Raw genomic sequence first — 22,193 nt, forward strand, 5'->3', positions numbered from 1 at the left:
ATTCGATATCTCTATTTTACCACAGTTTCTTTGCTATCCTCTTACAAGCGAGGTAGCCTGTACTGCCCTTGTTCAAATTCAAACTTATTTACACCCTCTTTAAAACAAACTTTTTCCAGACGTTCTTTTGGATGATTTGTTTTTCTGAATTCAATCAAACAATTCTCCAATTGTAAGCTGCCACCTAGAATCGTCTTCCATGCAGTGGTCGCTTTTTCTGTATCCCAAACCCCAAATACACAACGTTCGATCGTCAAGGTTTCGTTTAACGCTTTTATAGATCTGTTATCTCTTAGCTTTTGATAGCGCTGAGCGTCTGTTTTTTGCCATTCGATAAAAAATGGAGCAGGCAATTTATCCGAGACTTGTTCTTTGATGAATAGCATTTTCCATTTGATCAGCTCTCCACTTTCAGTTTGACGTTCGGCTGCCAACACTCCAGAAGTATCCATTCCCTGTTTTCTCAAATCGTCATTTAAAACCTGAATATTATCCGTGCGCAAACAAATTGTTCCAAAACCAACTTGGTCATAGAGCAGTTGGTGCGTAAGCGGATGATCCGCTTGCAGAGCCACTTCTTCTTTTTCGATTGACAGCCACTCAATGTAACAATCTTTCAAATACAAGAGGACATTTTCCGTTCCCCAGTTTAAATGTCGCCCACCTTTTGCTGCATGAATTCCTTTTTCCTGCCAATAGGTTACGGTTTCTTGTGGATTTTCACGAACAAAATGAACAATATGATCTAACTTCATAAAGCACCTCACTTTTTCTGTCGATCTATATACCGTTCGCCAAAGCATACTTAGTCTCCTTTAAACGTTTAAAGAGAGTAGCTGAGGGAAAGGTATATAGAATCATAGAATGCTCTTTACCTGCCCTTTCCCTAAAAGCGCACAATTGCAAACACTGTAAAAATCCGATCACTTTAGAACATCACACCAGCTTACATAGTTAAATTTCAATCAATTTTATTAAAACAAGAATTTTTACAGTGCGTTTTCGATAGGCTGAGGTATAGAAAAAATTGAGGAGGTTTCGATGAATAAAAAGTTAGTAACAAATCCCGTATTTTTAATATCCACCGCAGTGATCATCGCACTTGTTATTTTAGGTGCAGTTACTCCTGTGAAATTTGAAGAAGTCGCTGGAACTTTATTTAGTTTCACTACCTTAAATTTTGGTTGGTTTTATTTGCTGGCTGTCTTTTTTATCACACTTTTCCTTGTAGCGATCGCATTATCTAAATATGGCCGCATTCGCCTTGGCGCTGATAGCGACCGACCCGAATTCCCTTTTTTCACTTGGATTGGCATGCTATTTTCTGCCGGTTTTGGTGCCGGACTCGTATTTTGGGGAGTTGCCGAACCAATGAGTCATTTTTTCACTACACCATTTGGAAATCAAGCACAAACTCCCGAAGCCGCAAGAATTGCGATGGGCTATTCTTTTTTTCACTGGGGAATTAGCCAGTGGTCAGTATTTGCTATCGTTGGACTTGTTATCGGCTTTTTACAATTCCGTAAAAAAAAACCAGGTTTAGTTTCTACTGCTCTTGAACCTGTTCTCGGCAGTAAGCCTTTAATTAAGAACTCGATTGATTCTCTTGCAGTTATTGCCACTGTCATGGGAATCGCTACATCTCTTGGCCTCGGTGTCCTTCAAATGAACGGTGGATTGAGTGCTGTGTTTGGTATTGATCATGCTTTTCCTATACAACTCGGCATTATTGCTGTCATGTTCGCGGCTTATACCTTATCTTCTTCTACGGGACTTAAAAAAGGGATCGCTTACTTAAGTAATTTAAACCTTGGACTTGCACTCGTTCTAATGACATTTGTTTTTATCGCTGGACCGACTGTCTTCATTATGGAAACTTTCACGCTAGCGCTAGGTGACTACATTACAAATTTTGTCACTTATAGCTTGCGACCAGAACCTTACGCAGACGGTGACTGGGTACAAGGCTGGACCATTTTTTACTGGGCATGGGCAATTGCGTGGTCCCCGTTTGTCGGTGCATTCGTAGCACGTGTTTCTAGAGGACGGACCATCCGCGAATTTATATTAGGCGTACTCGTCATTCCGCCTGCTATTGCCTGCTTGTGGATCGCAGTTTTTGGTGGTACTGCACTTTGGTATGATTTAAACCAAGGTACAGGGATCGCCGAAGCGGTGAATAACGACTTAACGTCGGCCTTGTTCCAAACTTTTGATGTCTTGCCGCTGACGACCATTATGTCAGTTCTAGCAATTTTGCTGATTTTCACGTTCCTCGTGACTTCTGCTGACTCGGCAACTTATATTTTGGCTTCAATGACAAGTTTCGGTAGCTTGAACCCACCAACAGCGTTCAAGATTGTCTGGGGTGTGTTAATGTCTGCCATTGCTGCAGTGCTTTTGTATGCGGGCGGACTACAAGCTCTTCAAACAGCGTCTCTTATATCGGCCTTGCCATTTACCGTGTTACTCGTGTTAATGCTTTGGTCTTTCACCAAAATCATTCGTTCAGAATCACCACCGATTCAAGAATCTGAATTGCAACGATTCAAACGGATGGAACAAGAAACTAAAAAGCAACACAATAAATAAACAAAAAAAGCGTACAGCTTTTCCCGTAAGGAAATGCTGTACGCCTTTTGATTTTTCTTACTTGTCTTCGTTGATTAATCGAACCGTTTCATCAAACTCTTTCTCAATCTCTGCATCTGGTTTGTAAGTAACGAGACTCACAAGCCATGTCACGAGTAAGCACAAGAAGAAACCAGGAATGATTTCATAAACACTGCCTATGAAATTCGTCATTTCAGTAGCTCCAGGATCTTCTGGTTTTGTACCAACTAATTTCCAAACGATAACTGTTACAGCGCCGACAATCATTCCTGCCAATGCACCTTTTGAAGTTAGCTTGCGCCAGAATAGTGACAACAAAATGATTGGTCCAAAAGCAGCACCAAACCCTGCCCATGCGTAAGCAACTAGATCTAAAATAGTATTATTTTGTTTCCATGCTAGAGCGGCTGCAATGATGGCAATCGCTGCAACAGCAATTCTGCCAAGTGATACATATCCTTTAGCTGATGCTTCTTTTTTAAAGAAAATTTTGTATAAATCTTCAATAAGCGCTGAAGAACTTACGATAAGCTGAGAAGAAATCGTACTCATAACAGCGGCCAAAACTGCAGCTAGTACAAAACCTGCCACTAATGGATGAAACAAAATTTGGCTCAAGTCAAGAAACACAGATTCAGGATCTACTAACGTCGCTGAAGGATTTTGCTGGAAATAAGCAATCCCGATAAGCGCTGTTGCAGTTGCTCCGAGAAGACTGAAAATCATCCAGCTCATCCCAATGCGGCGCGCTACACGAACTTCCTTCAATGTTTTAATCGCCATAAAACGAACAATGATATGGGGTTGACCGAAGTAACCAAGGCCCCAAGCAACTGCAGAAATAACGCCGATTGTCGAAGCGCCAGAAACCAAGCTCAACATATTCGGATCTACCTCGCGAATACTTGCAGCGGTTTCACCAAATCCACCTGTAGCAAAAATACCTACTACTGGTACGGCAATTAGCGCCAGAACCATCATAATTCCTTGTACAAAATCTGTGTAGCTGACCGCCAGAAATCCGCCAAACAAGGTATAGGCGACAACAACAATCGAACCTAAGACAAGCCCTAAATGATAGTCCATTCCGAATGAACTCTGGAAAAATAAGCCTGAAGCTACCATACCAGACGAAACGTAAAATGTGAAAAAGATCAAAATAATAATACCCGAAGCAATTCGTAACAACCGTGATTTATCTTTCAGACGATTCTCCAAAAAGCTTGGGATCGTAATCGAGTCACTAGTAACAAATGAGTAAATTCTGAGACGTGGCGCTACAAAGTACCAGTTTAAAAAGGCACCTACCGTTAGTCCAATAGCAATCCATACCTCAACTAATCCACCTACATAAATGGCACCCGGTAAGCCAAGTAACAGCCATCCAGACATATCCGATGCACCGGCACTAAGTGCGGCTACTGCTGGTCCAAGACCCCTGCCACCAAGCATGTAGTCGGATAAGTTGGCAGTTTTTCGGTAAGCATACCAGCCAATGTATAGCATGGCACCTAGATAAACAGATAAAGCAATGATTTGATAAGTTGCATCTGTCATTTTATCCCCTCCTTATTTAACAGTGTAACATTATTGTCACTTATTAAAAGTCCTCTTTTTCGGTTTTGCAGCAAATTCAAGGGGGAATCACAAGGACAAGGAGGCGATTTTAATGCCGTGGAACGAAGATAATTATCCAGAATCATTTAAAAATCTTGATAGTGCTGTTCGTCATAAAGCAATAGAAATTGCCAATGCACTGCTTCGCGATGGTTACACAGAAGGTCGCGCGATTCCAATTGCCTTAGACCAAGCCAAAAAAACTGAAATGGGCGCTGAAGAACGACCTGTCTACGAAATCAAAAAACATGAAGATGGTTGGCAATTAAAGAAAAAAGACAGTAAAAGAGCGATTCTGATTGAAGAAACGAAAGATAGTCTAATGGGAGAAGCAAAGCGCTATGTTACAAAAAATCACGGAGAACTTCACATCTATGCAGCAGACGGATCACTGTCTGAAACTCTGTACGAATCATCCTAAAACAGTAAAAAGCCGCTGTCGACTGACAGCAGCTTTTTACTTGAACCAGCCTTTCTCTTTAAGCCGTGAAATGGCTTCAATTCGATTTCCTACTTCTAACTTGTCCAATATTGTTGAAATGTAATTCCGTACAGTACCTGTTGTAATGAACAGCTCTTTAGCAATTTCTTTTGTACTACGTCCTTCAGCAATCAATTCCATCACCTGTTTTTCCCGATCAGTCAATGGGTTTTCGTCAGCATAAGCTAAGTCCACTAGTTCAGGAGCATAAATTCTGCGGCCATCCATAATTGTTCGAATGGATGTGGCCAAGTCTTCACTTGGACTATCTTTTAGCAAATAACCGCTAACTCCAGCTTTTCTAGCACGTTCAAAATAGCCTGAACGTGCAAATGTAGTCAAAATAATAATTTTACACGGCTTGTCTTTTAAAATTTCCGCTGCATCCAATCCGCTTTTCAATGGCATTTCAATATCCATGATGCAAATTTCTGGTTGCAGTTTTTCCACAAGCTCGATTGCCTCTTCTCCATTCGATGCTTTACCGACCACTTCCATGTCCTCTTCTAAATCCAACAGTGACCCTAAAGCCCCGAGCATCATTCGCTGATCTTCAGCTAATACGATTCGAATCATTTTACTGCCTCCTTTGAACTATAAAGAATTACGTTCGGCACCCGGATGTTCAAGGTCGTGCCTTCCATCACTTTAATTCCTACCGAACCATTTACAAACTCCAATCGTTCGCGCATACCAGCCAATCCGTTTCCTTGCAGAGAAGTATTTCCTTCTGGAAATCCTTGTCCGTCATCTTGCACTTGCACCAGAATTTCTTCGGGATTTTGCTTGATCAATACGCTGCAACGCGCTGCACCACTATGCTTCACGACATTCGTCACTGCTTCTTTTAAGCACATACTTAGAACATTTTCTACTAACAAGGGGGTGTTCGTCAGCTGCGGTGAACCGTAGAACACAAAATCAATTTCAGCAGCTTTTAAAATTTGCTGCACCCGCAAAATTTCTTCATCCAGTTTGGTGCCTCGCATATTAGACACTAACTCACGCACTTCTTTTAAAGCTGTACGTGCTGTTTGTCGAACATCGTTTATTTCATTTAAAGCAGACTCTGGATTCCGGTAAATCAATTTACCTGCTAAATCACTTTTCAAGCCAATTAAAGATAATTTTTGCCCCAACGTATCATGCAAATCACGAGCAATTCGTTCACGTTCTTCGATAATCACCAGTTGAGAAATTCGTTTGTTCGCATCTTCTAGCTGACCTTCTAATTTTTCTCGTTTGTTTCGGTTATACGTATTAAACGGCAATAAAATAACACCTAGTACACTAAGCACAATAAATGGTAGCTGAGAGATATACAATTCACTATGGTCAAAAAAGCCAAATACAATAGCTGCAATTGTCATGCCAATATGAAGGCCATAAATAATGAAAAATCCTACTTTATTGCGTAAATTACCGATAAAAAAGGCCACAAAAATAGACAGATATACATACCCAAACAAGAAAATCATTCCAATATTAATCGCCATTTCAAAACTTACCCAAACATACACAAAGCCAGTTCTTGAATTAAAAGACAACCGGTACGCAAGGAAAAACAACAACAAGAGCAAAATACCGAAAATAATTTCAGGTAATGAGGAAGATCGAAAGATAAAGAAGAATGGCAAAATACAAAAGATCACCCAAGCATAGAGACTCAGCCAAGGATTTTTAGGGAATATTTGATACCAGCTTTGCATAAGGGCCTCCTGTTCATTTCTATGTGATTTCATCATAGCAAATAATAAGCAAAAGAAAAAACCATTCCGCTAAGAATGGTTTTTTTCTAGTTACTTTCTTATTGTTCAGCCGTTTTCGAATCAGCTAACAAGTGCTTGATTTCACCAAATGTAACGAATGTTTTATTTGGTGCATCGTACAATTTGTAGCTCAATGATTTAAGACTAGATTTAATATCAATTGTTGTTGCCTGTTGAAGTGGCGGTGTCGATTCATGTGCTTTTTCCAAGTTATAGTTTGGAACTCGAGGGCTCAAGTGATGCACATGGTGGAAGCCGATGTTGCCAGTTACCCACTGCAATACTTTTGGAAGTTGGTAATACGAGCTTCCTTCGATGGCTGCTTTAACGTAATCCCACTCATTTTCGTCTTCAAAGTATGAATCCTCAAATGTGTGTTGAACATAGAATAACCAAATTCCAAGTGCTCCTGCAATGAACATCGTTGTTCCTTGCACGATTACAAATGCCTGCCAACCAATTGCTAAGATTAACAACGTATAAATGACCACAAGTGAAATGTTGATCAAATACGTATTGTTGCGTTCTTTTTTGCGTGCATCTTTACGATTAAAACGACTTGAAATTAAGACTAAGAATAATGGTCCAAATCCGAACATAACCAAAGGATTACGATACATACGGTATTTAAAACGTTCCCATTTTGAAGCTTCTACATATTCTTCAATCGTCATAACCCAAATGTCGCCGACTCCGCGCTTATCAAGATTACCACTTGAAGCATGGTGAATCGAATGTTCTCGTTTCCACTTTTCATAAGCGAAAAGCGTCATGATCCCTGTTAGCGTACCAACAACGGCATTTGCTTTTTTGTTTTTGAAGAACGATCCGTGTGTGCAATCATGGAAAATGATAAACGTACGGATGACAAATGCTGCAGCTACTGCTGACAATGCAATTGTTAGCCAAATTGAGACATCAAGTGCTTGGTAAGCCAAGAACCATGCCAAGATAAAAGGTGGAATTGTATTTAATAATTGTCTAACACTCGATTTTACATCTGCTTTTTCGAAAGGGGCAACAAATTTGCGTAACTGTGCTGTTTTTTCTCTGCTCATGTTTTCAAATTCCTCCTTAAACGGACTTTTTCGGTCCGGATAACTTATTAATCTTATCTTAACTGGAAATCCTCGGGCGAATAAGACACAAACGTCTATATTTCTATATGACAGTTGTCATGTATTTTAAGAAATCTACTCTTTTAAAATTACAAGCGATATGTGTATACTATAAATAGACAGAAAAATCAGAACGGAGTGAAGCATATGACTGGACTAGTCGCCGTCATTATGGTCTTTTCGATTCCACTGGCAGGTATTATTACTTCTCACCTTCAAACACAAACGAAGCTTAAAGGGAAAATGATCAGTGAGCAATTAGAGTTAGAAAAACTAAAGCATGAAAACTTCGTTATTGAAACACAGAAAATGCGGCTTGAGCTTGAACAAATGAAGTTAGAAGATACCAAAAAAGATAATAACCTGTTATTAAAATAGCAAGCGTGAAAAAGACGAAGCTTTTTCATTAGCCTCTAAAAAATGCAATCTTCGGAACGCTCGATTGCACTCGATAGAACCAAACACATTTTCTCCGTTAATTTTGCATATGCCGTGGATTTGCGTCATCCTTTCATCTTAAAGAGCTGCTTTAATCTTGCTTTCATTTTAGAGCCACGGACGATTTTTTGTATTTTTTCAGATTCAAAATGGCTAAACGACCCTTCCTAAGGAAATAGCACGTGGTGCAACCGGCTGAGGCTGTGCTCGCAGAAAGCGTTCGTCTTGGTGGACATCAGCCTGTTCTTTAACATGCAAAAGAGGCTACACTCAACAGGTCTTTTTGATGACCTGTTGAGTGTAGCCTCTTTTGTTCGTCTCTATTAAAACTCCACACCCAGATTCTCGGGTCATAAGCCTACCCGGCTGTGTGGCAAAGAGCGCCACACTGCCGGTCTGTCTTATGCCTGTCGAATCTACACGGGCGCTTGCGCTTTTCTATGTCCAGGCTCCAGCGCCCAGATTCTTGGGTCATAAGCCTACCCGGCTGTGTGGCAAAGAGCGCCACACTGCCGGTCTGTCTTATGCCTGTCGAATCTACACGGGCGCTTGCGCTTTTCTATGCAAATACGCTGTTTTCTATTTGTTTTAATTGATAGAAATAAGCTTTTCTTTCCATCAGTTCTTGGTAGGTTCCACTTTCCTGGATACGCCCATTTTCCATAACGATAATCTGATCCATTTGTTCGAGTCCCGCCAAGTCATGACTAATAATGACGAACAAATCTTTGTCCCCTTGTCGGAATAGTTCTTGGTAAATGGCGTGAGCTGTTAAGTTATCGACGGAAGAAACTGGTTCATCAAGAAGCCACAGTGATTTGCCTCTTAGGATTGCCCGTGCAATAGCCAGTCGTTGCTTTTGTCCACCAGACAAATTCTGCCCCTTTTCTTCTACTGTCGTTGTCAAAGGAAACAATTCTAACTGAACTCTAGCCAATGCTTTTTTCATCTGCTCATCGCTTGCCAATGGATTGGCAAGCAATAAGTTGCTACGAATTGTGCCGTAAAAGAAATGATTTTCCTGCAATACGATATTCATTTCCTGCCAAACAGTTTCTTGTTCAAGCATCTCTACTGGCTTTCCACCGATTGACAATTGACCTTGTTCAACAGGAAAAACATTCAGTAGTAATTGCAAAAGCGTTGACTTACCTGAACCACTTGGCCCGACAATCGCTGTTTTCGTGCCTGGCTTTAAATGGAGTGAGACATCATCAATCGCTAAGCTTTTTTCCCCAGGATAGCTAAAAGAAGCTCCCGTAAGTTTAATATCAAGCGGTCCGCTCGGAATTCCCTCTGCTCCTTGTAGCACGGCGTCCTCAGAAACAACTTCTTGTAATCTTACTGCAGCTTTTCGGCTTTCTTCAAAATAAGTAGGAAACGCGGCCATAGGTGCTACGTTTTCAAAAGCGGCAATGGAAATCATCACGAGCATGGCCAAGTACAAGCCATTTAATTCACCTGCTGCTACAAAATACGCACCAACAGCTAACACAAAAAACGACACTAGTAATGCCACAAGCGCATTACTAGACTGCGCTAGGTTTTCCTCTAAGCCTTCTCTCCGCTGACCTTCGTTATATTGAGCCGCATCACTTTTCAACTGTTGCTCTTTTACACCAAGCTGCTGATAGATTTTCAGATCACGAAACCCATAAAGAAACTCCGTAGCTTCGATGGCTAAATTTCCTCGTTGTACTCTGACTTGTCCATCTGTACGACGCTTTCTACTAGAGAAAAGCGCTGGCACTGCCACAATTGTTAGCAGCATTCCGACCACCATCACACTAGCAATTCCCATAGAGAAAAACGCACTAAAGAAAATGGTGCTTAAAAAGACGATACCTAATACGACTGGCGGATAAAAAACGCGCAGCAGAAAGTTCTGTAGGCTTTCAACATCCCCAACAATTCGGGACAGCAAATCCCCACTCCGGTACTTACCAAATATTCCGGGAGCGAGTGGCGACAAACGTTCAAAAAATGACACTCTTAAGTGGCTTAGCATGGTAAAGGTTGCTCGGTGAGAATACAAACGCTCCCCATAACGACTCAACGCTGAAGCAAAGCCGAACAGTTTCAGACATGCTGCCATAACAACGAGTGTCGTCATCTGCGAGGTCAATGCCGCCTTCGAAATCAAATACCCACTTGAACCCATCAATGCTACGCTAGCAATTCCTGCTAAAAATCCGAAGGAAATCGCAATCGAGACATCCTTCTTCTCGATAAATGTTAGTTTTAGAATATGTTTTAATTCATTCATCGCTGGCTACCTCCCTGCTGCGCTGCGAGCATCTCTTCGTAAGGGCTATAGTTTTGCAGCAGTTCGTCGTGGCTTCCTGCAGCATCCAGATTTCCATTATCTAAGAAGAAAATCAGATCGGCTTGTTTAATCGTATGGAGTCGGTGCGCAACTGTAATAACGGTTGACGTCTTTTGCAACTCGCGAAGCGACTCTTGCAAAATTTGTTCCGTACGCAAATCCAGACCGGTCGTCGGCTCATCAAATAAAATAAGAGACGGTTTTTTTAGAAAGGCACGAGCCAGCGCAATCCGCTGTTTCTCTCCTCCCGACAAGCCACGTCCTGCTTCTCCGATTAACGTTTCAAAGCCCTGCTCAAGTGCGAAAATCATCTCTGCGATTCCAGCCTTTTTAGCTGCTGCAAGTACTTCTTCGTCGCTGACTTTCCGATTGGCTCCTATCTCCATGTTCTCTCGGATTGTCCCCGCAAAAAGATACGGATTTTGCGAGATATAACTTAATTGATCAAACCATGATTTTTCGCTAATAGCCTCTCTTGGAATGCCGTTAACAATCAGTTCGCCTTCGGTTTGCGGCAACAATCCAGCAAGTAACTGCATGAGTGTCGTTTTTCCTGAACCGCTCTTGCCGACAATCGCAACTTGGCTATAAGGCGGAATTTCTGCGCGCAGTGGATTCAAAGCAAAGCCCTCTCCGTATCGAAAAGACAATCCCTCTAATGACAAATGAGGCGGTTCTTGTGCCAGAACTTCATCTCCCCATATCAATACAGAATGTTTTTTCTCAAGCTCAGCACTTAATTGATTGGCTGCTGATACACTGCCACGTGCTGTATGAAAAGCACTACCAAAATCCTTTAACAAATTAAAAAAATCTGGCACTAAAATTAAGATAAAGAACGCTGTGAAAAAGCTAATACTGTCAAACACAACAAGACGCAAGCCAATTTCTAATGCGATTATGCCAATACTCAACATCGAAATATACTCCAGCATTAAAGAAGAAAGAAATGCAGACTTCAACACGTCCATCGTGGAGTCACGGAAACTCAGACTACTTTTTCGAATTTCTTGCTGTTGTGTTTCAGCTTGACCAAATAACTTAAGCGTCGAAAGACCTTGCAGAATATCCAAAAAAGTACCAGAAAACCGGTTAAGCTGTTCCATTTTTTCGTCCGCTTTCTTCTTCGTTCCTTTTCCGACCATTGCCATGAATACAGGAATAAACGGTGCCGTAATTAAAATGATGACACCTGTTGTCCAGTTTTGAGTAAAAATAACCCCTAACAACAGTAGGGGAATGATATATGTTTGCATGAGTTGCGGAATGTATTTACTGAAAAAGCCATCTACTTCGTCTACTGAGTCCATTAGCAAGCTAACTTTTTGACCAGACTGACCTTGAGCCGCAGACAATAACGGATTTTCAGCAAAAGACTTTATCAGATCTTTTCGAAATTCACTTTTTACATCAGCAGCGAGATCGACTCCTGCCCTGCCAATTGCATAACCCGCTCCTGCACGCAATAAAATCGCTACAAACAAGCCACCAAACAATGGAAATAAGCTCTCAAAAGCAGCATTTTGAAGAAAAACACGATCTGCAATGAAAACGAAAAAGAAAGCTTGTCCAATTGTAGCAATGCCTTTTAAAAGCGATGCCACTACCAGAAAAACCATTTTATTTTTTCGTTGAAATGCCAGTCGTTTTAAATCATTCATGCCATTCGCCCCTCTACTTTATCTCCTTCTATTATAAGGCATCCTTACCCGAAACCCTCGTCAGTTGCCCATGATAACTGGATTTCTGAAGACCTTTGTTACAGTGCTGTTCACAAATCTAGTGTTTTTGGGCAGATAAAAACCTCCAGGCAACCTTCCCTGCAGGTTTCGAGTTACTCGTTTTCAATTGTTTGCGTGCAAGGATCCTCAGCAACGATGGCCATCTTTAACCAAGCCACGTCTGCTTGTATTTTTAGTTTCAAGGATTGATCAACGCATCTTCGGGATTCATTTGTGAGTTTGGTCAGTTCAGACTTAAAAATGGCTAATTCTTCTGCTGTAATCACTGGAAACACCCTCTAGGTAAGGCTTTGATAACTTATGCTCGTTCAATGCAATAAAAACATTATTCTCAAGCAAATCATCCATCCCCTCCTTTTACTGTACAAACGCTGAGCAGCAAACTCTCACTCAGCTATGACTACTATTTTAACTTAAATAATCCTTCTTTTTACTTATGTCCCCTTAGTTGCAGAAGTGTAAACTAACTGGATAATTCATGAGTAGTTCTTCTGTAGCCCACGCAAAAAAGCGCCTCGAAAGACGCCTTGTATCTACATGATTCTATCTCTTTAAACTTCTGCTTTTTGGCTATTTAGAATGGATAATTCACGCAGCTTAAATTTTTGTATTTTTCCTGAAGCTGTCATCGGGTATTCTTTCGTAAACTCGATGTACCGCGGAATTTTATGATGAGAAATTTTGTCCTTGCAGTACGTTTTCAGTTCTGCCACAGTCAATTGCTCATCTTCTTTCAAGATAACCCAAGCCATCAATTCTTCTCCGTATTTCGGATCTGGCACACCAACCACTTGAACATCTTGAATAGCAGGATGCTGATAAAGAAATTCTTCAATTTCACGCGGATAAATATTTTCACCTCCACGAATCACCATGTCTTTAATGCGTCCTGTGATGGCGATATAACCAGCTTCATCTTCCACCGCGATGTCCCCGGTGTGAAGCCAGCCTTCTCGATCAATGGCCACTTTTGTTGCTTCTTCATTATTATAATAGCCTTTCATAACATGATAGCCCCTCGTACAAAGTTCTCCAGGCATGCCTGTCACGACTCCTTCTCCAGTCGCTGGATCAATAATTTTCACTTCTACTCCAGTATGTGGCTTACCGACTGTTGATACTCTTTTTTCAATATCATCATCCGCCCGTGTTTGCGTAATTACTGGAGATGACTCTGTTTGTCCGTAAGCAATGGTAATTTCAGACGCTCCCATATCCGTGATCACTTTCTTCATCACTTCAATCGGACAAGAGGATCCTGCCATAATACCTGTCCGCAGTGTAGAAGTATCGAATGATGAGAACTCAGGATGATTTAATTCTGCGATAAACATCGTGGGCACTCCGTGAAGCCCCGTACATTTCTCATCTTGCACCATCTGCAGCACGCGTTTGGCATCAAACTGCTCTGCAATGACCATCGTCGTAGAATGGGTCACTGCCGCCATTGTCCCAAGAACACAGCCAAAGCAGTGGAAAAATGGCACTGGAATACATAGCCGATCGTTTTCCGTAAGACTCATCGTATCGCCCACTAACTTGCCATTATTGACAACATTGAGATGTGTCAGCATGACTCCTTTCGGAAATCCGGTCGTGCCGGATGTGTATTGAATATTAATAACGTCATCAGGGTCCATCGAGTGGAAGCGCTCTTCAAGTTCCGAGTCGCTAACTTTTTTAGCAAAAGCCTCAAACTCTTGCCACGTGTAAATTCCCGGATACTTGTTATTGCTCATGACAATAACTCGTTTGAAATGAGGCAACTTAGCGTTTGTGATGTGTCCTTTATCAGCTGTTTTCAACTCCGGGCAAATCTTGTTTAATATATCTATATAACTCGTTCCTTTAAATTCTTCGCCCACTATTAAAGTTGTTGCGTCCGACTGCTCTAATAAATATTCAAGCTCACTCGACTGATAGCTCGTATTAACCGTCACTAAAACACCGCCCATTTTGCCGGTAGCAAATTGGCTTAAAAGCCATTCACGTTTATTGTCTGACCAAATGGCAACGTGCTCTCCTTTTTCAATGCCAATCCCGATAAATGCCTTTGCAAGAAGATCTGTTTCTTCATCAAACTCTTTGTAAGTTTTTCGGATTCCATGCTCTGGATAAACATACGCCTCAGTTTCCGGATTTCGTGCGGCTTGTTCTTTAACTATTTGACCAATCGTTTTTTGTAAAACAACCATTTTCCATCCTCCTAATTGAAAACGTTTTCAGTCTACTCTATATTATCACAAAATTCCGAAATAACAGAAGGGGCCTGCGCCTTAAACTAAAACGGACAGTTCGCCCTTTTTATACGCTGCATGATAAACTAAACCTATTACATGCAACGGAAGGGACTCATTATGGAATTACAAACCATGCAAGACCAACTCACTGAACGTCTGTTACAGCAACAACTGGTTTCAGCAACGATTAGCCAACCTAGACTAAAATCAAACGATATTAAGCGCATTAAACTAAAACCCGTTGAAATAAAAAAGGAATACTTGATTCAATTTGAATTTCAGCACGAACACGTCTTAAAGCATGAAAATCTACCAGTAGAAAAAGCTGCTGAGAAATTGGCTTTTCTTTTTACTGACTTTCGTCAGGCGCTGTTCCAATTTACAGATGAGCAAGTACAAATCCAGCTTTCTAAGAAGTTCAAAGTCAACTGGAAAGCCCAACAAACCGGCGAAAAGAAAGCTGAGCTATCCCATAATCGCAAAAAGCAGTATTTATTAGAAGACGGCATTGTCTATCCGTTTCTCGTACGCCTGGGTGTGCAAAGTCCAGATGGCAAAGTTAAAAAGCAGAAATACGATAAATTCCGGCAAATCAATCGCTTTATCGAATTTATTGATGATACGCTCGCTTACTTGCCACAAGACCGCACTGTTCGCATCCTCGACTTTGGTTCTGGAAAATCGTATTTAACCTTTGCGTTATATCATTATTTGCGTATTGAAAAAGGGTTAGACCTTCGCGTTACCGGACTTGATTTGAAAAAAGAAGTCATCGAAGAATGTCAGCAAATTGCGGCAGATCTTCGCTATGAACAACTTGAGTTTCTAGTCGGTGACATTAACGATTACAATGATGAAACGGCAGTGGATATGGTCGTTACGTTACACGCTTGTGACGTGGCAACCGACATGGCTTTAGCGCGTGCTGTTAAATGGGATGCCAAAGTGATTTTAAGTGTTCCGTGTTGCCAACACGAATTAAATAGCCAAATCGGTGCACCTGAACTCGGCATCATGCTGCAACACGGCTTGATTAAAGAGCGCTTCAGTGCTTTGGCGACAGATGCTATTCGAGCTGAATTGCTATCTCTTGTTGGGTACGAAACGCAATTAATGGAATTTATTGATATGGAGCATACCCCTAAGAATATCTTGATTCGTGCTTATAAAACCGGTAAAAAACCCGTTGCTGGTCAATTTGATCGCTACCGCCAATTCACTAGCCTGTTATCGGCTAAACCATTTTTAGAAAACGAATTAAAGGAGTATCTATGAAACAAAAAAACTTGGTAAACGGCATCATTTTAGCTTTTTCGGTCGTATTGATCCGATTTATCGATGTCCAGATTTATGACATGAATTTGGTTGTGACATTGCTCATCTTAGTCGCTCTTATCTACGGTGCTATGCGATTTGTTGAACGCTTCCCATCGCTTGATCAACCTGTTAGTAAACGTGCAGCCTTCACTGTTAATACGCTGGTGATTGTCGCTATCTTCTTGGCGTTCTTTATTTTTAAACTATGACAAGCAAAAAAACGGTAGCTGAATGGCAGCTACCGTTTTTTTGTCGATTAAGGAGAATTTTTGTTTATCCACTCTGTTAACGCTTTTACTACTTGGTCTTGTTGTTCAATCGCAGGTATTTTGGCTGCATTGTCACCTTTTTGCTCTCCGTATAAACCAAATTGTGCGTGGTTGCCACCTTTGATTTCCACAAAGACACTGTCGTCAGAGAACAGCTTACGACTTTCTTCAATATCAGTAACCGTAGATAAACCATCGCGTTCCGCATAAATCGACAACATCGGCAAACTGCTGTCCGAAAAATCACCCGCTGGATAAGCACCCAGAAAATAAAGTCCGGAAAGTTTCGCTGATGGGTCTTCTGCATAAAAAGAAGCAGCTACGCCACCTAGAGAATGTCCTCCAAGAAACCATTCTTCGACTTCCGAATGCTCTTCGATGATGTCATGTGCTGTTCCAGAACCAAGAATCCCAAAATTCAAGGGCAGTTGAGGAATCGACACGACAAAGCCTTGTTCACTTAAGGATTGGCCAAGATAGGCATAAGCTTCCTTTTCAACTTTAGCCCCTTGATAGAGAATCACGCCTTTACCATTCGGCGTTGCTGGCTGAAAAATTAGTCCTTCTGCGTCACTTTCAAGTGCAGACAAATCTACTTTTTCAGTTAAGATTTCACTAGGTCCATAATCGAACTGAGCGTAAACAACAAAACCTGCAACTGCAATCACCAATAGCACAAAGACTGCTACTGCACTACGCAACAACCACTTTTTCATCGGAACACCTTCTATCTGAGTCTATTAATAAGCCAATCCTACACGTCGCTGAACAAATTCTGTTGATTCAAGCTGATGATAAGCAAATTCTGCCGTATCGCCAACTGTAATTTCTTTGCCTTCTTCGGGCAGCAGATCCTTTTCTGCCCGGTAATTCCCGCGTACCTCACCATCTGGTAAGTATGTAGGACAAACAATCGTCCACTCAAGCTCAGTCTTTTCGAATAAGCGATAAACCGCTTCATGCTCTTCAGCAGCAAAAGTCAGCTTGCGCTTAGAATCTCCGCCCTCGTAACGAAGCAGTCCAGGGCTCAGTCGGCTATCTAAAATTCCAGCTGTACCAATTGTTATCACTCGTTTGATGTGATGGCTTTCCATAGATTTTACAATCAAAGGTGCCGCTTCAGACAAAGTTGTCGTTCGATCTGTACCCACAGCGCTGAAAACTACTGTAGTTTCTGCGATTGTTTTTTCAATATCTTCTGCGTTTCGTATATCCCCTAGAATAATTTCCAGATTCGGATGGGTTTCTAATTTTTCTGAACGAACCAAAGCTTTCACGTGATGACCATCAGCGAGAGCTCGCTTGAGAATTTCGCCTCCAACGCGGCCTGTCGCTCCGAATATCGCTAGCTTCATAGCTTTTCCTCCTAGTAGTTAACTTCAATATCAGTCTAATTTTTATTTAAAATGATAGCCTTTTTTCGCCAATACTTCTTTTAAATCTTGGCGATGTGGCTTACCTAGAAAATCAGCCATCTGCTTTGTCCACGTCGCGCTCTTTTGATTTGAATCGCGGCTGGCGTAATAGGCTTGAATTGTGCTGTCGTATTCTGGCAGGAGGGTTTCGTATTTTGCTTCATCGTAGTTATTTTCATGCAAAATAGCATGAACTGGCAAACGTGGCTTTACACCATTCGCTTCGTTCGGAACACCAATCGTCAAACCGTAAACTGGGAAGACGCCTTCTGGTAAACCGATCAACTCGCTAATTGCTTCCATATTGTTGCGGACACCACCAATATAACAAATACCATAGCCTTTTGACTCGGCTGCGAGTACAAGATTTTGCGCGAGTAACCCAACATCGGTTACAGCCACAATCATATTTTCAGCACGATCAAAGACGATTTCTTGTTGATGCAATTTCCCGGCATGTTGCAAGCGGTTATAATCGGCACACATTAAGAAAACAGCTCCTGCACCTTCCATTTGCTTAGCATTTTTAGATAACTCGCCTAGCTTTTTACGTTTCTCAGGATCTGTTACCCAAACAATCGAGTAAGCTTGGACGAAATGGGAAGTAGCTGCATATTGTGCAGCTTCAACCAGTTCGCTAACTTCCTCCCGTGATAATTGCTTTTCTTTATAGTCCCGAACAGATGCATGTGCTTTCATTAATTCGATAACCATTAATTAGCTCCCCTCTCTAACTGTTTCTCTTATCGTACCAAATTCTTTGTCGTGTTACTGTTTTCGTGATTTTGCTACAATAGAATGGATAGAGGTGAAAGATTTGAAACACACAAAAACTGCTTTCTCGATTTTTTTCTTATTAATTCTTGGTAGTTTTTTATTTATATGGCTCGAAAACGAATTAACCTTTCGAGAACAATTAAAAGAACGTTCTTTGCCTTCTGGACTGCATCCTATCGTCGAAGAAAAGCGGGATTTATTGGTCAATCAAGCTGCTGAAATTGGGATTGACATTTTAATTACAGACGGTTACCGTTCGCCCGAAGAACAGGATGGATTGCACAGTCAAGGTCGCAATACCCCTGGTTCTGTCGTTACCCATGCACAAGCTGGAGAATCCTATCACAACTATGGATTAGCTATCGATTACGCATTACGCCTTGATGATGGTTCAGTTGTGTGGGACACGACACGTGATGGCAATGGCAACGGGGAAAGTGATTGGTTTGAAGTTGCCGCTATCGGAAAAGAGCTAGGCTTTGACTGGGGAGGCGACTGGCAGCGCTTTAAAGACTACCCTCACCTCGAAATGACTTTCGGCTTGTCGATTCGCGAATTGCAACAAGGGTGGCGGCCAGAAGATAAAATGGAGTAAACAAGGGAACTTCAGAAAACCCTGTAAACAATGAATAAAAATCAATTTAAAAACACACAAATCAAAAAGCCGGTGACTCTCGAGATAGAGAGTCACCGGCTTTTTAACTCTTTTTCTATAGCTCCCCGTGTGCCCAAGCAATACGGGGATCAATCTTTCTCGTCATCCTCACCACGATTGGTTGAAAGCCCATTCGCGGCCAGAAATAAGAAGCCAGTTGATTTGCGGTGTTCCAGTCCGCAACAAGATAGTCAAATCCTTGCTTTTTCATTTCACTGAAACAATGATTGGCTAATGCTTTTCCGACCCCTCGTCCACGAAGATCCGGATTTGTCGAGGCAGCAGGAAGTTCTGCACAGTTCTCAGGTGTCACTAAACTCATCGGCTCTTCTTTCCTGAAATACACATGGAATCCAGCGATTCGATTGCCTTGCTCGGCCATCCATAAATAGGCATCTTCATTTTCCGTCAAAGCTTCATAGTTTTCCTTAACATCTTCCAATGTTTCTCGTGTGATGGGTAACCAAGAAGGAGCAGTTGCTTGGTGAATGCTATTCCACATAGCCATTTTCTTTAGTAGCGGCGAGTCTTCTCGATCCCCTTTTCGAAACTCTAGCTTGGGAATAGAGCCAGTTTTCGGTTTGAAATCATCAAGTGACAGAACTCCATATTTTTGATCAAAGCTAAACGATTGGTCTAGCCATTGATCAATGACCAGCTCGTTGCCAAGAGGCGCTAACAACATATGATGGAAATAACCGTTCTTTATCCATTCAGCTCCTGCGTTTGCATATAATAGCCTCAACAACCGGGGATGTTCATGTCCACTAATTGCGATAGATTCATAATCCATCCAGACGAAACGTCCATTTTTAGCATCTTCTTTAAATTCATAAAGCAAGTAGCCAATAACGTCAATTCCCCTCACTGCAACAATGCCATTGATAAATGGCCGTTCTAATAGCTTTCGCAGGACTGTTTCTGCATCATCGATTTCTTCAAATCGTTCAGGTAGAAAATTAAAGATTTTACGTTCTTGTTCATGCCGTTTTGACAACAGCGTAGACATTTGGCGAATATGCTTTTCTTCCATCCCTGTAATTTGAATCATCCACAATCACTCCTCTGAATGAAGTTTCACTTCTAGTATCCCATAATTACCAACTTTCACCTTATCACCAAACTGAACAGGAATCGGTTCTACAAAGATTGGGCCATCCACAATCATCGTATGGAATTCTCCTTCTTCTCCGCAGGCATCAATCCCCGCAGCTTCTAGTTCATCAATTAACTCATGTGTAAATTCACGTCCTAAAAAGCGTTCATCCAGCCGTGTCGTATCTACAACTGTAATAACAGCCCGAAACCCTTCATCCACCAATTCTTTCAACAGGTTTTTTCGCGGCTCTTGCCATAGTGGATGATGAACACCGATTTGTGCTTCGGTGCTAACTTTTTGCACCCACTCTAAATGATCTTGCAAATCAATATCGCCATAGACCCCCATATTGATACCTTGTGCTTTGAACTTTTTTAAGTGTTCGATAAATTCTTTTTCATATCCAGACCAACTAGCTTTTCCAATGACCAACGGCAAGCCCATACGTTCAGCTTGTGCTTCCATCACTTCAATCGGCAGGCCATGTGATCGTGATTTGGTACCATCTTCTTCGAACATAGTAAATAATGCGAGGGGCATATGCCCCTCTAGCACTGCGCGATAATAGGCAAGTGCGGAATCTTTTCCGCCACTCCATGACATAATAAATGATTTTTGCATAACGCACCTCTTCTTTGTAATTCTTTGTTAGTGTAACTAATTCGCCACAGTTTGGTTAAAACCCTTCCGCATAGAGTCTTTTGAAGTTCTAAAATAATAAAAAAATGAGTAATACGCAAGGAAAAGATCGTCTTCATCTCGGCAATTTATCATTAGACATCGCTCTTTCTGTTTAGCACAGTAAAGCACAGGGAAAACTTTAAGCAGAGACAAAGGAGGCATACACATGCAACAGCATAAAATGTATATAAATGGGGAGTACAAAGAATCTACAGGAACCGAGTGGATCGATATCATTAATCCTTCGACCGAAGAAATCATTTCGCAAACCCCTAAAGGAACTAAAGAAGACGTGGATCGTGCAGTAGAAGCCGCTTTTCAAGCACAAAAAGCATGGGAACTCACGCCTAACATCGAGCGCGGCAAAATCGTTCGCAAGCTTGGCGACAAAATTGCTGAAAAACGTGATACATTTATCGATTTATTGCAGGAAGAACAAGGAAAAAGCTATGAATTGGCCAGCGGCGAAGTTGATCTCGCCATTGATTATTTCCACTATATGTCTGAATGGGCACGACGCATCGAAGGAGAGATTCTACCAAGCGATCGTCCAAATGAAAACATTTTTATCTATAAAAAACCAATTGGTGTTGTAGCTGGCATTATTCCTTGGAATTTCCCAGTCTTCATACTTGCCAGAAAAGTAGCAACAGCGCTTGTAACCGGCTGTACAATTGTTATCAAACCCAGCCAACAAACACCAAACACTGCCATGGAATTCACAAAAATCATCCATGCGATGGATGAGGTTCCAGCAGGTGTCTACAATGTTGTAACCGGAACTGGCTCTGAAATCGGCAACGCCTTGGCGTCACACGAAAAAGTGCAACTGGTTACCTTAACCGGTAGTGTTCCAGCAGGCACCAAAGTAATGGAGGCAGCTGCCAAAAATATCACAAAAGTCAATTTGGAATTAGGCGGTAAGGCACCAGCAATCGTCACTCAAAACGCAGATCTCGACTTGGCAGCTGAAGCGATCGCCACTTCTCGTTTAGCCAATAATGGACAAGCCTGCACAAACGCTGAACGTGTTTATGTGCATGACAGTGTTGCAGATGAATTCACAAACAAAATTATTTCAGTGTTCGAATCGAAAGTTATGGGGGACCCGCGCCAGAACAAAGAAGCTGACATGGGACCACTTGTCAGCCAGGAGCGTCTCGACACCGTAGACGACATGGTCAAACAAGCAGTAACAGAAGGCGCCACTGTGGCAATTGGCGGAGCACGTGACAGTAGCCGCTCTGGCTTTTTCTACAAACCTACCATCTTGACAAATGTTGAACACGATTCAGCTATTATCCGAGATGAAATTTTTGGTCCAGTGTTGCCAATCACCACTTACAGCACCTTAGAAGAAGCGATTGAAAAAGCCAACGATACAGAATTCGGCTTGTCTTCTTCCATCTACACAGACGATATAAACGAAGCTATGCAAGTTATCAATGAACTGAAGTTCGGTGAAACCTATGTAAACCGCGAAAATTTTGAAGCAATCCAAGGCTATCACGCCGGTATGCGTAAATCTGGACTTGGCGGAGCAGACGGCAAACATGGCATGGAAGATTTCCTAGTCACACAAGTCGTTTACATGCAGTATAAAAATAGTAAATAACTAAAAGCAACAAAAAAAGCG

21 protein-coding genes are annotated in these 22,193 nt (G+C 41.6%); 7 read left to right on the top strand and 14 right to left on the bottom strand.

All coding sequences use genetic code 11. The features are described from left to right. Positions 1 to 41: 41 nt before the first annotated feature. Complete coding sequence (locus FQ085_RS08925) at positions 42 to 755, bottom strand: VOC family protein (protein ID WP_149456418.1); 714 nt, start codon at positions 753 to 755, stop codon at positions 42 to 44. A 286-nt stretch (positions 756 to 1,041) separates the two neighbouring features. On the opposite strand from FQ085_RS08925, the gene FQ085_RS08930 reads away from it, so the two are divergent. After that, entirely contained in the window at positions 1,042 to 2,592 is a 1,551-nt protein-coding gene (locus FQ085_RS08930; protein ID WP_149456419.1) for a BCCT family transporter, read from the top strand. A gap of 57 nt (positions 2,593 to 2,649) precedes the next feature. On the opposite strand, the gene putP is transcribed toward FQ085_RS08930, so the two are convergent. Next, a complete protein-coding gene (putP, locus tag FQ085_RS08935) occupies positions 2,650 to 4,170 on the bottom strand; it encodes a sodium/proline symporter PutP (protein ID WP_058386457.1) in 1,521 nt (506 codons plus the stop codon). A 112-nt stretch (positions 4,171 to 4,282) separates the two neighbouring features. Here putP and FQ085_RS08940 point away from each other — a divergent pair, with 112 nt between their 5' ends. Continuing rightward, positions 4,283 to 4,651: a DUF2188 domain-containing protein gene (locus tag FQ085_RS08940; RefSeq protein ID WP_058386458.1), complete on the top strand. Its 369-nt coding sequence runs from the start codon at positions 4,283 to 4,285 to the stop codon at positions 4,649 to 4,651. A gap of 36 nt (positions 4,652 to 4,687) precedes the next feature. On the opposite strand, the gene FQ085_RS08945 is transcribed toward FQ085_RS08940, so the two are convergent. The 3 genes from FQ085_RS08945 to desA form a co-directional block, all read right to left on the bottom strand. Then, positions 4,688 to 5,287: a response regulator transcription factor gene (locus tag FQ085_RS08945; protein WP_058386459.1), complete on the bottom strand. Its 600-nt coding sequence runs from the start codon at positions 5,285 to 5,287 to the stop codon at positions 4,688 to 4,690. Beyond that, a complete protein-coding gene (locus tag FQ085_RS08950) occupies positions 5,284 to 6,420 on the bottom strand; it encodes a sensor histidine kinase (protein ID WP_058386460.1) in 1,137 nt (378 codons plus the stop codon). Before FQ085_RS08950 ends, FQ085_RS08945 begins: the two co-directional genes overlap by 4 nt. A gap of 98 nt (positions 6,421 to 6,518) precedes the next feature. Then, complete coding sequence (gene desA, locus FQ085_RS08955; protein WP_058386461.1) at positions 6,519 to 7,538, bottom strand: Delta(5) desaturase DesA; 1,020 nt, start codon at positions 7,536 to 7,538, stop codon at positions 6,519 to 6,521. Positions 7,539 to 7,745: 207 nt separating this feature from the next. Between desA and FQ085_RS08960 the strand changes: the two genes are divergently transcribed. Then, complete coding sequence (locus FQ085_RS08960; protein WP_058386462.1) at positions 7,746 to 7,976, top strand: hypothetical protein; 231 nt, start codon at positions 7,746 to 7,748, stop codon at positions 7,974 to 7,976. 619 nt (positions 7,977 to 8,595) lie between these two features. Here FQ085_RS08960 and cydC read toward each other — a convergent pair. From cydC to FQ085_RS08975, 4 genes are all read right to left on the bottom strand, one after another. Continuing rightward, positions 8,596 to 10,302: a thiol reductant ABC exporter subunit CydC gene (cydC, locus tag FQ085_RS08965; RefSeq protein ID WP_058386463.1), complete on the bottom strand. Its 1,707-nt coding sequence runs from the start codon at positions 10,300 to 10,302 to the stop codon at positions 8,596 to 8,598. After that, positions 10,299 to 12,023, bottom strand: a complete 1,725-nt coding sequence (cydD, locus tag FQ085_RS08970; protein WP_058386464.1) for a thiol reductant ABC exporter subunit CydD — start codon at positions 12,021 to 12,023, stop codon at positions 10,299 to 10,301. Before cydD ends, cydC begins: the two co-directional genes overlap by 4 nt. Before the next feature lie 173 nt (positions 12,024 to 12,196). Beyond that, the gene (locus tag FQ085_RS18035) at positions 12,197 to 12,370 is read right to left on the bottom strand and encodes a hypothetical protein (RefSeq protein WP_169793165.1); all 174 of its coding nucleotides are present in this window, start codon (positions 12,368 to 12,370) and stop codon (positions 12,197 to 12,199) included. Between the two features lie 285 nt (positions 12,371 to 12,655). Then, positions 12,656 to 14,299, bottom strand: coding sequence for an AMP-binding protein (locus FQ085_RS08975; protein WP_149456420.1), 1,644 nt, complete (start codon positions 14,297 to 14,299; stop codon positions 12,656 to 12,658). 162 nt (positions 14,300 to 14,461) lie between these two features. Here FQ085_RS08975 and FQ085_RS08980 point away from each other — a divergent pair, with 162 nt between their 5' ends. Both FQ085_RS08980 and FQ085_RS08985 read left to right on the top strand, forming a co-directional pair. Further along, positions 14,462 to 15,619, top strand: coding sequence for a class I SAM-dependent methyltransferase (locus FQ085_RS08980; protein WP_058386466.1), 1,158 nt, complete (start codon positions 14,462 to 14,464; stop codon positions 15,617 to 15,619). After that, positions 15,616 to 15,870 (top strand): hypothetical protein, encoded by a 255-nt coding sequence (locus FQ085_RS08985; protein WP_058386467.1) that lies wholly within the window; start codon positions 15,616 to 15,618, stop codon positions 15,868 to 15,870. Before FQ085_RS08980 ends, FQ085_RS08985 begins: the two co-directional genes overlap by 4 nt. A gap of 47 nt (positions 15,871 to 15,917) precedes the next feature. Here FQ085_RS08985 and FQ085_RS08990 read toward each other — a convergent pair whose 3' ends face one another. Genes FQ085_RS08990 through FQ085_RS09000 form a run of 3 tightly spaced genes read right to left on the bottom strand, consistent with a single transcriptional unit; the run spans position 15,918 to position 18,059 of the window. Beyond that, on the bottom strand, positions 15,918 to 16,646 hold the full coding sequence (locus FQ085_RS08990; RefSeq protein ID WP_058386468.1) for an alpha/beta hydrolase: 729 nt from the start codon (positions 16,644 to 16,646) through the stop codon (positions 15,918 to 15,920). 24 nt (positions 16,647 to 16,670) lie between these two features. Further along, positions 16,671 to 17,285, bottom strand: a complete 615-nt coding sequence (locus tag FQ085_RS08995; RefSeq protein ID WP_058386469.1) for an NAD(P)-dependent oxidoreductase — start codon at positions 17,283 to 17,285, stop codon at positions 16,671 to 16,673. Positions 17,286 to 17,327: 42 nt separating this feature from the next. Further along, positions 17,328 to 18,059 carry an NADPH-dependent oxidoreductase gene (locus FQ085_RS09000; RefSeq protein ID WP_058386470.1) on the bottom strand — a complete coding sequence of 244 codons (732 nt, stop codon included), beginning with the start codon at positions 18,057 to 18,059 and terminating at the stop codon, positions 17,328 to 17,330. Positions 18,060 to 18,162: 103 nt separating this feature from the next. On the opposite strand from FQ085_RS09000, the gene FQ085_RS09005 reads away from it, so the two are divergent. Further along, the gene (locus FQ085_RS09005; protein ID WP_149456421.1) at positions 18,163 to 18,717 is read left to right on the top strand and encodes a M15 family metallopeptidase; all 555 of its coding nucleotides are present in this window, start codon (positions 18,163 to 18,165) and stop codon (positions 18,715 to 18,717) included. A 115-nt stretch (positions 18,718 to 18,832) separates the two neighbouring features. Here FQ085_RS09005 and FQ085_RS09010 read toward each other — a convergent pair whose 3' ends face one another. Both FQ085_RS09010 and FQ085_RS09015 read right to left on the bottom strand, forming a co-directional pair. Further along, positions 18,833 to 19,828 (bottom strand): GNAT family N-acetyltransferase, encoded by a 996-nt coding sequence (locus FQ085_RS09010; RefSeq protein ID WP_058386472.1) that lies wholly within the window; start codon positions 19,826 to 19,828, stop codon positions 18,833 to 18,835. 6 nt (positions 19,829 to 19,834) lie between these two features. Then, positions 19,835 to 20,497, bottom strand: a complete 663-nt coding sequence (locus FQ085_RS09015; RefSeq protein WP_058386473.1) for a Dph6-related ATP pyrophosphatase — start codon at positions 20,495 to 20,497, stop codon at positions 19,835 to 19,837. A gap of 226 nt (positions 20,498 to 20,723) precedes the next feature. Between FQ085_RS09015 and aldA the strand changes: the two genes are divergently transcribed. Continuing rightward, positions 20,724 to 22,172, top strand: a complete 1,449-nt coding sequence (aldA, locus tag FQ085_RS09020; RefSeq protein WP_058386474.1) for an aldehyde dehydrogenase — start codon at positions 20,724 to 20,726, stop codon at positions 22,170 to 22,172. Positions 22,173 to 22,193: the final 21 nt, after the last annotated feature.

This window comes from Planococcus sp. ANT_H30 (assembly GCF_008369335.1).
Taxonomy (GTDB): domain Bacteria; phylum Bacillota; class Bacilli; order Bacillales_A; family Planococcaceae; genus Planococcus; species Planococcus kocurii.

What these genes read in the sequence shown, in the direction of transcription:
- aldA (WP_058386474.1), top strand. Translation starts at nt 20,724, where the DNA reads ATGCAACAGCATAAAATGTATATAAATGGGGAGTACAAAGAATCTACA.
- FQ085_RS09000 (WP_058386470.1), bottom strand. Translation starts at nt 18,059, where the DNA reads ATGGTTATCGAATTAATGAAAGCACATGCATCTGTTCGGGACTATAAA.
- putP (WP_058386457.1), bottom strand. Translation starts at nt 4,170, where the DNA reads ATGACAGATGCAACTTATCAAATCATTGCTTTATCTGTTTATCTAGGT.
- cydD (WP_058386464.1), bottom strand. Translation starts at nt 12,023, where the DNA reads ATGAATGATTTAAAACGACTGGCATTTCAACGAAAAAATAAAATGGTT.
- cydC (WP_058386463.1), bottom strand. Translation starts at nt 10,302, where the DNA reads ATGAATGAATTAAAACATATTCTAAAACTAACATTTATCGAGAAGAAG.
- FQ085_RS08975 (WP_149456420.1), bottom strand. Translation starts at nt 14,299, where the DNA reads ATGGTTGTTTTACAAAAAACGATTGGTCAAATAGTTAAAGAACAAGCC.
- FQ085_RS08985 (WP_058386467.1), top strand. Translation starts at nt 15,616, where the DNA reads ATGAAACAAAAAAACTTGGTAAACGGCATCATTTTAGCTTTTTCGGTC.
- FQ085_RS08960 (WP_058386462.1), top strand. Translation starts at nt 7,746, where the DNA reads ATGACTGGACTAGTCGCCGTCATTATGGTCTTTTCGATTCCACTGGCA.
- FQ085_RS08945 (WP_058386459.1), bottom strand. Translation starts at nt 5,287, where the DNA reads ATGATTCGAATCGTATTAGCTGAAGATCAGCGAATGATGCTCGGGGCT.
- desA (WP_058386461.1), bottom strand. Translation starts at nt 7,538, where the DNA reads ATGAGCAGAGAAAAAACAGCACAGTTACGCAAATTTGTTGCCCCTTTC.
- FQ085_RS08995 (WP_058386469.1), bottom strand. Translation starts at nt 17,285, where the DNA reads ATGAAGCTAGCGATATTCGGAGCGACAGGCCGCGTTGGAGGCGAAATT.
- FQ085_RS08930 (WP_149456419.1), top strand. Translation starts at nt 1,042, where the DNA reads ATGAATAAAAAGTTAGTAACAAATCCCGTATTTTTAATATCCACCGCA.
- FQ085_RS08925 (WP_149456418.1), bottom strand. Translation starts at nt 755, where the DNA reads ATGAAGTTAGATCATATTGTTCATTTTGTTCGTGAAAATCCACAAGAA.
- FQ085_RS08980 (WP_058386466.1), top strand. Translation starts at nt 14,462, where the DNA reads ATGGAATTACAAACCATGCAAGACCAACTCACTGAACGTCTGTTACAG.
- FQ085_RS09015 (WP_058386473.1), bottom strand. Translation starts at nt 20,497, where the DNA reads ATGCAAAAATCATTTATTATGTCATGGAGTGGCGGAAAAGATTCCGCA.
- FQ085_RS08990 (WP_058386468.1), bottom strand. Translation starts at nt 16,646, where the DNA reads ATGAAAAAGTGGTTGTTGCGTAGTGCAGTAGCAGTCTTTGTGCTATTG.
- FQ085_RS08950 (WP_058386460.1), bottom strand. Translation starts at nt 6,420, where the DNA reads ATGCAAAGCTGGTATCAAATATTCCCTAAAAATCCTTGGCTGAGTCTC.
- FQ085_RS09010 (WP_058386472.1), bottom strand. Translation starts at nt 19,828, where the DNA reads ATGATTCAAATTACAGGGATGGAAGAAAAGCATATTCGCCAAATGTCT.
- FQ085_RS08940 (WP_058386458.1), top strand. Translation starts at nt 4,283, where the DNA reads ATGCCGTGGAACGAAGATAATTATCCAGAATCATTTAAAAATCTTGAT.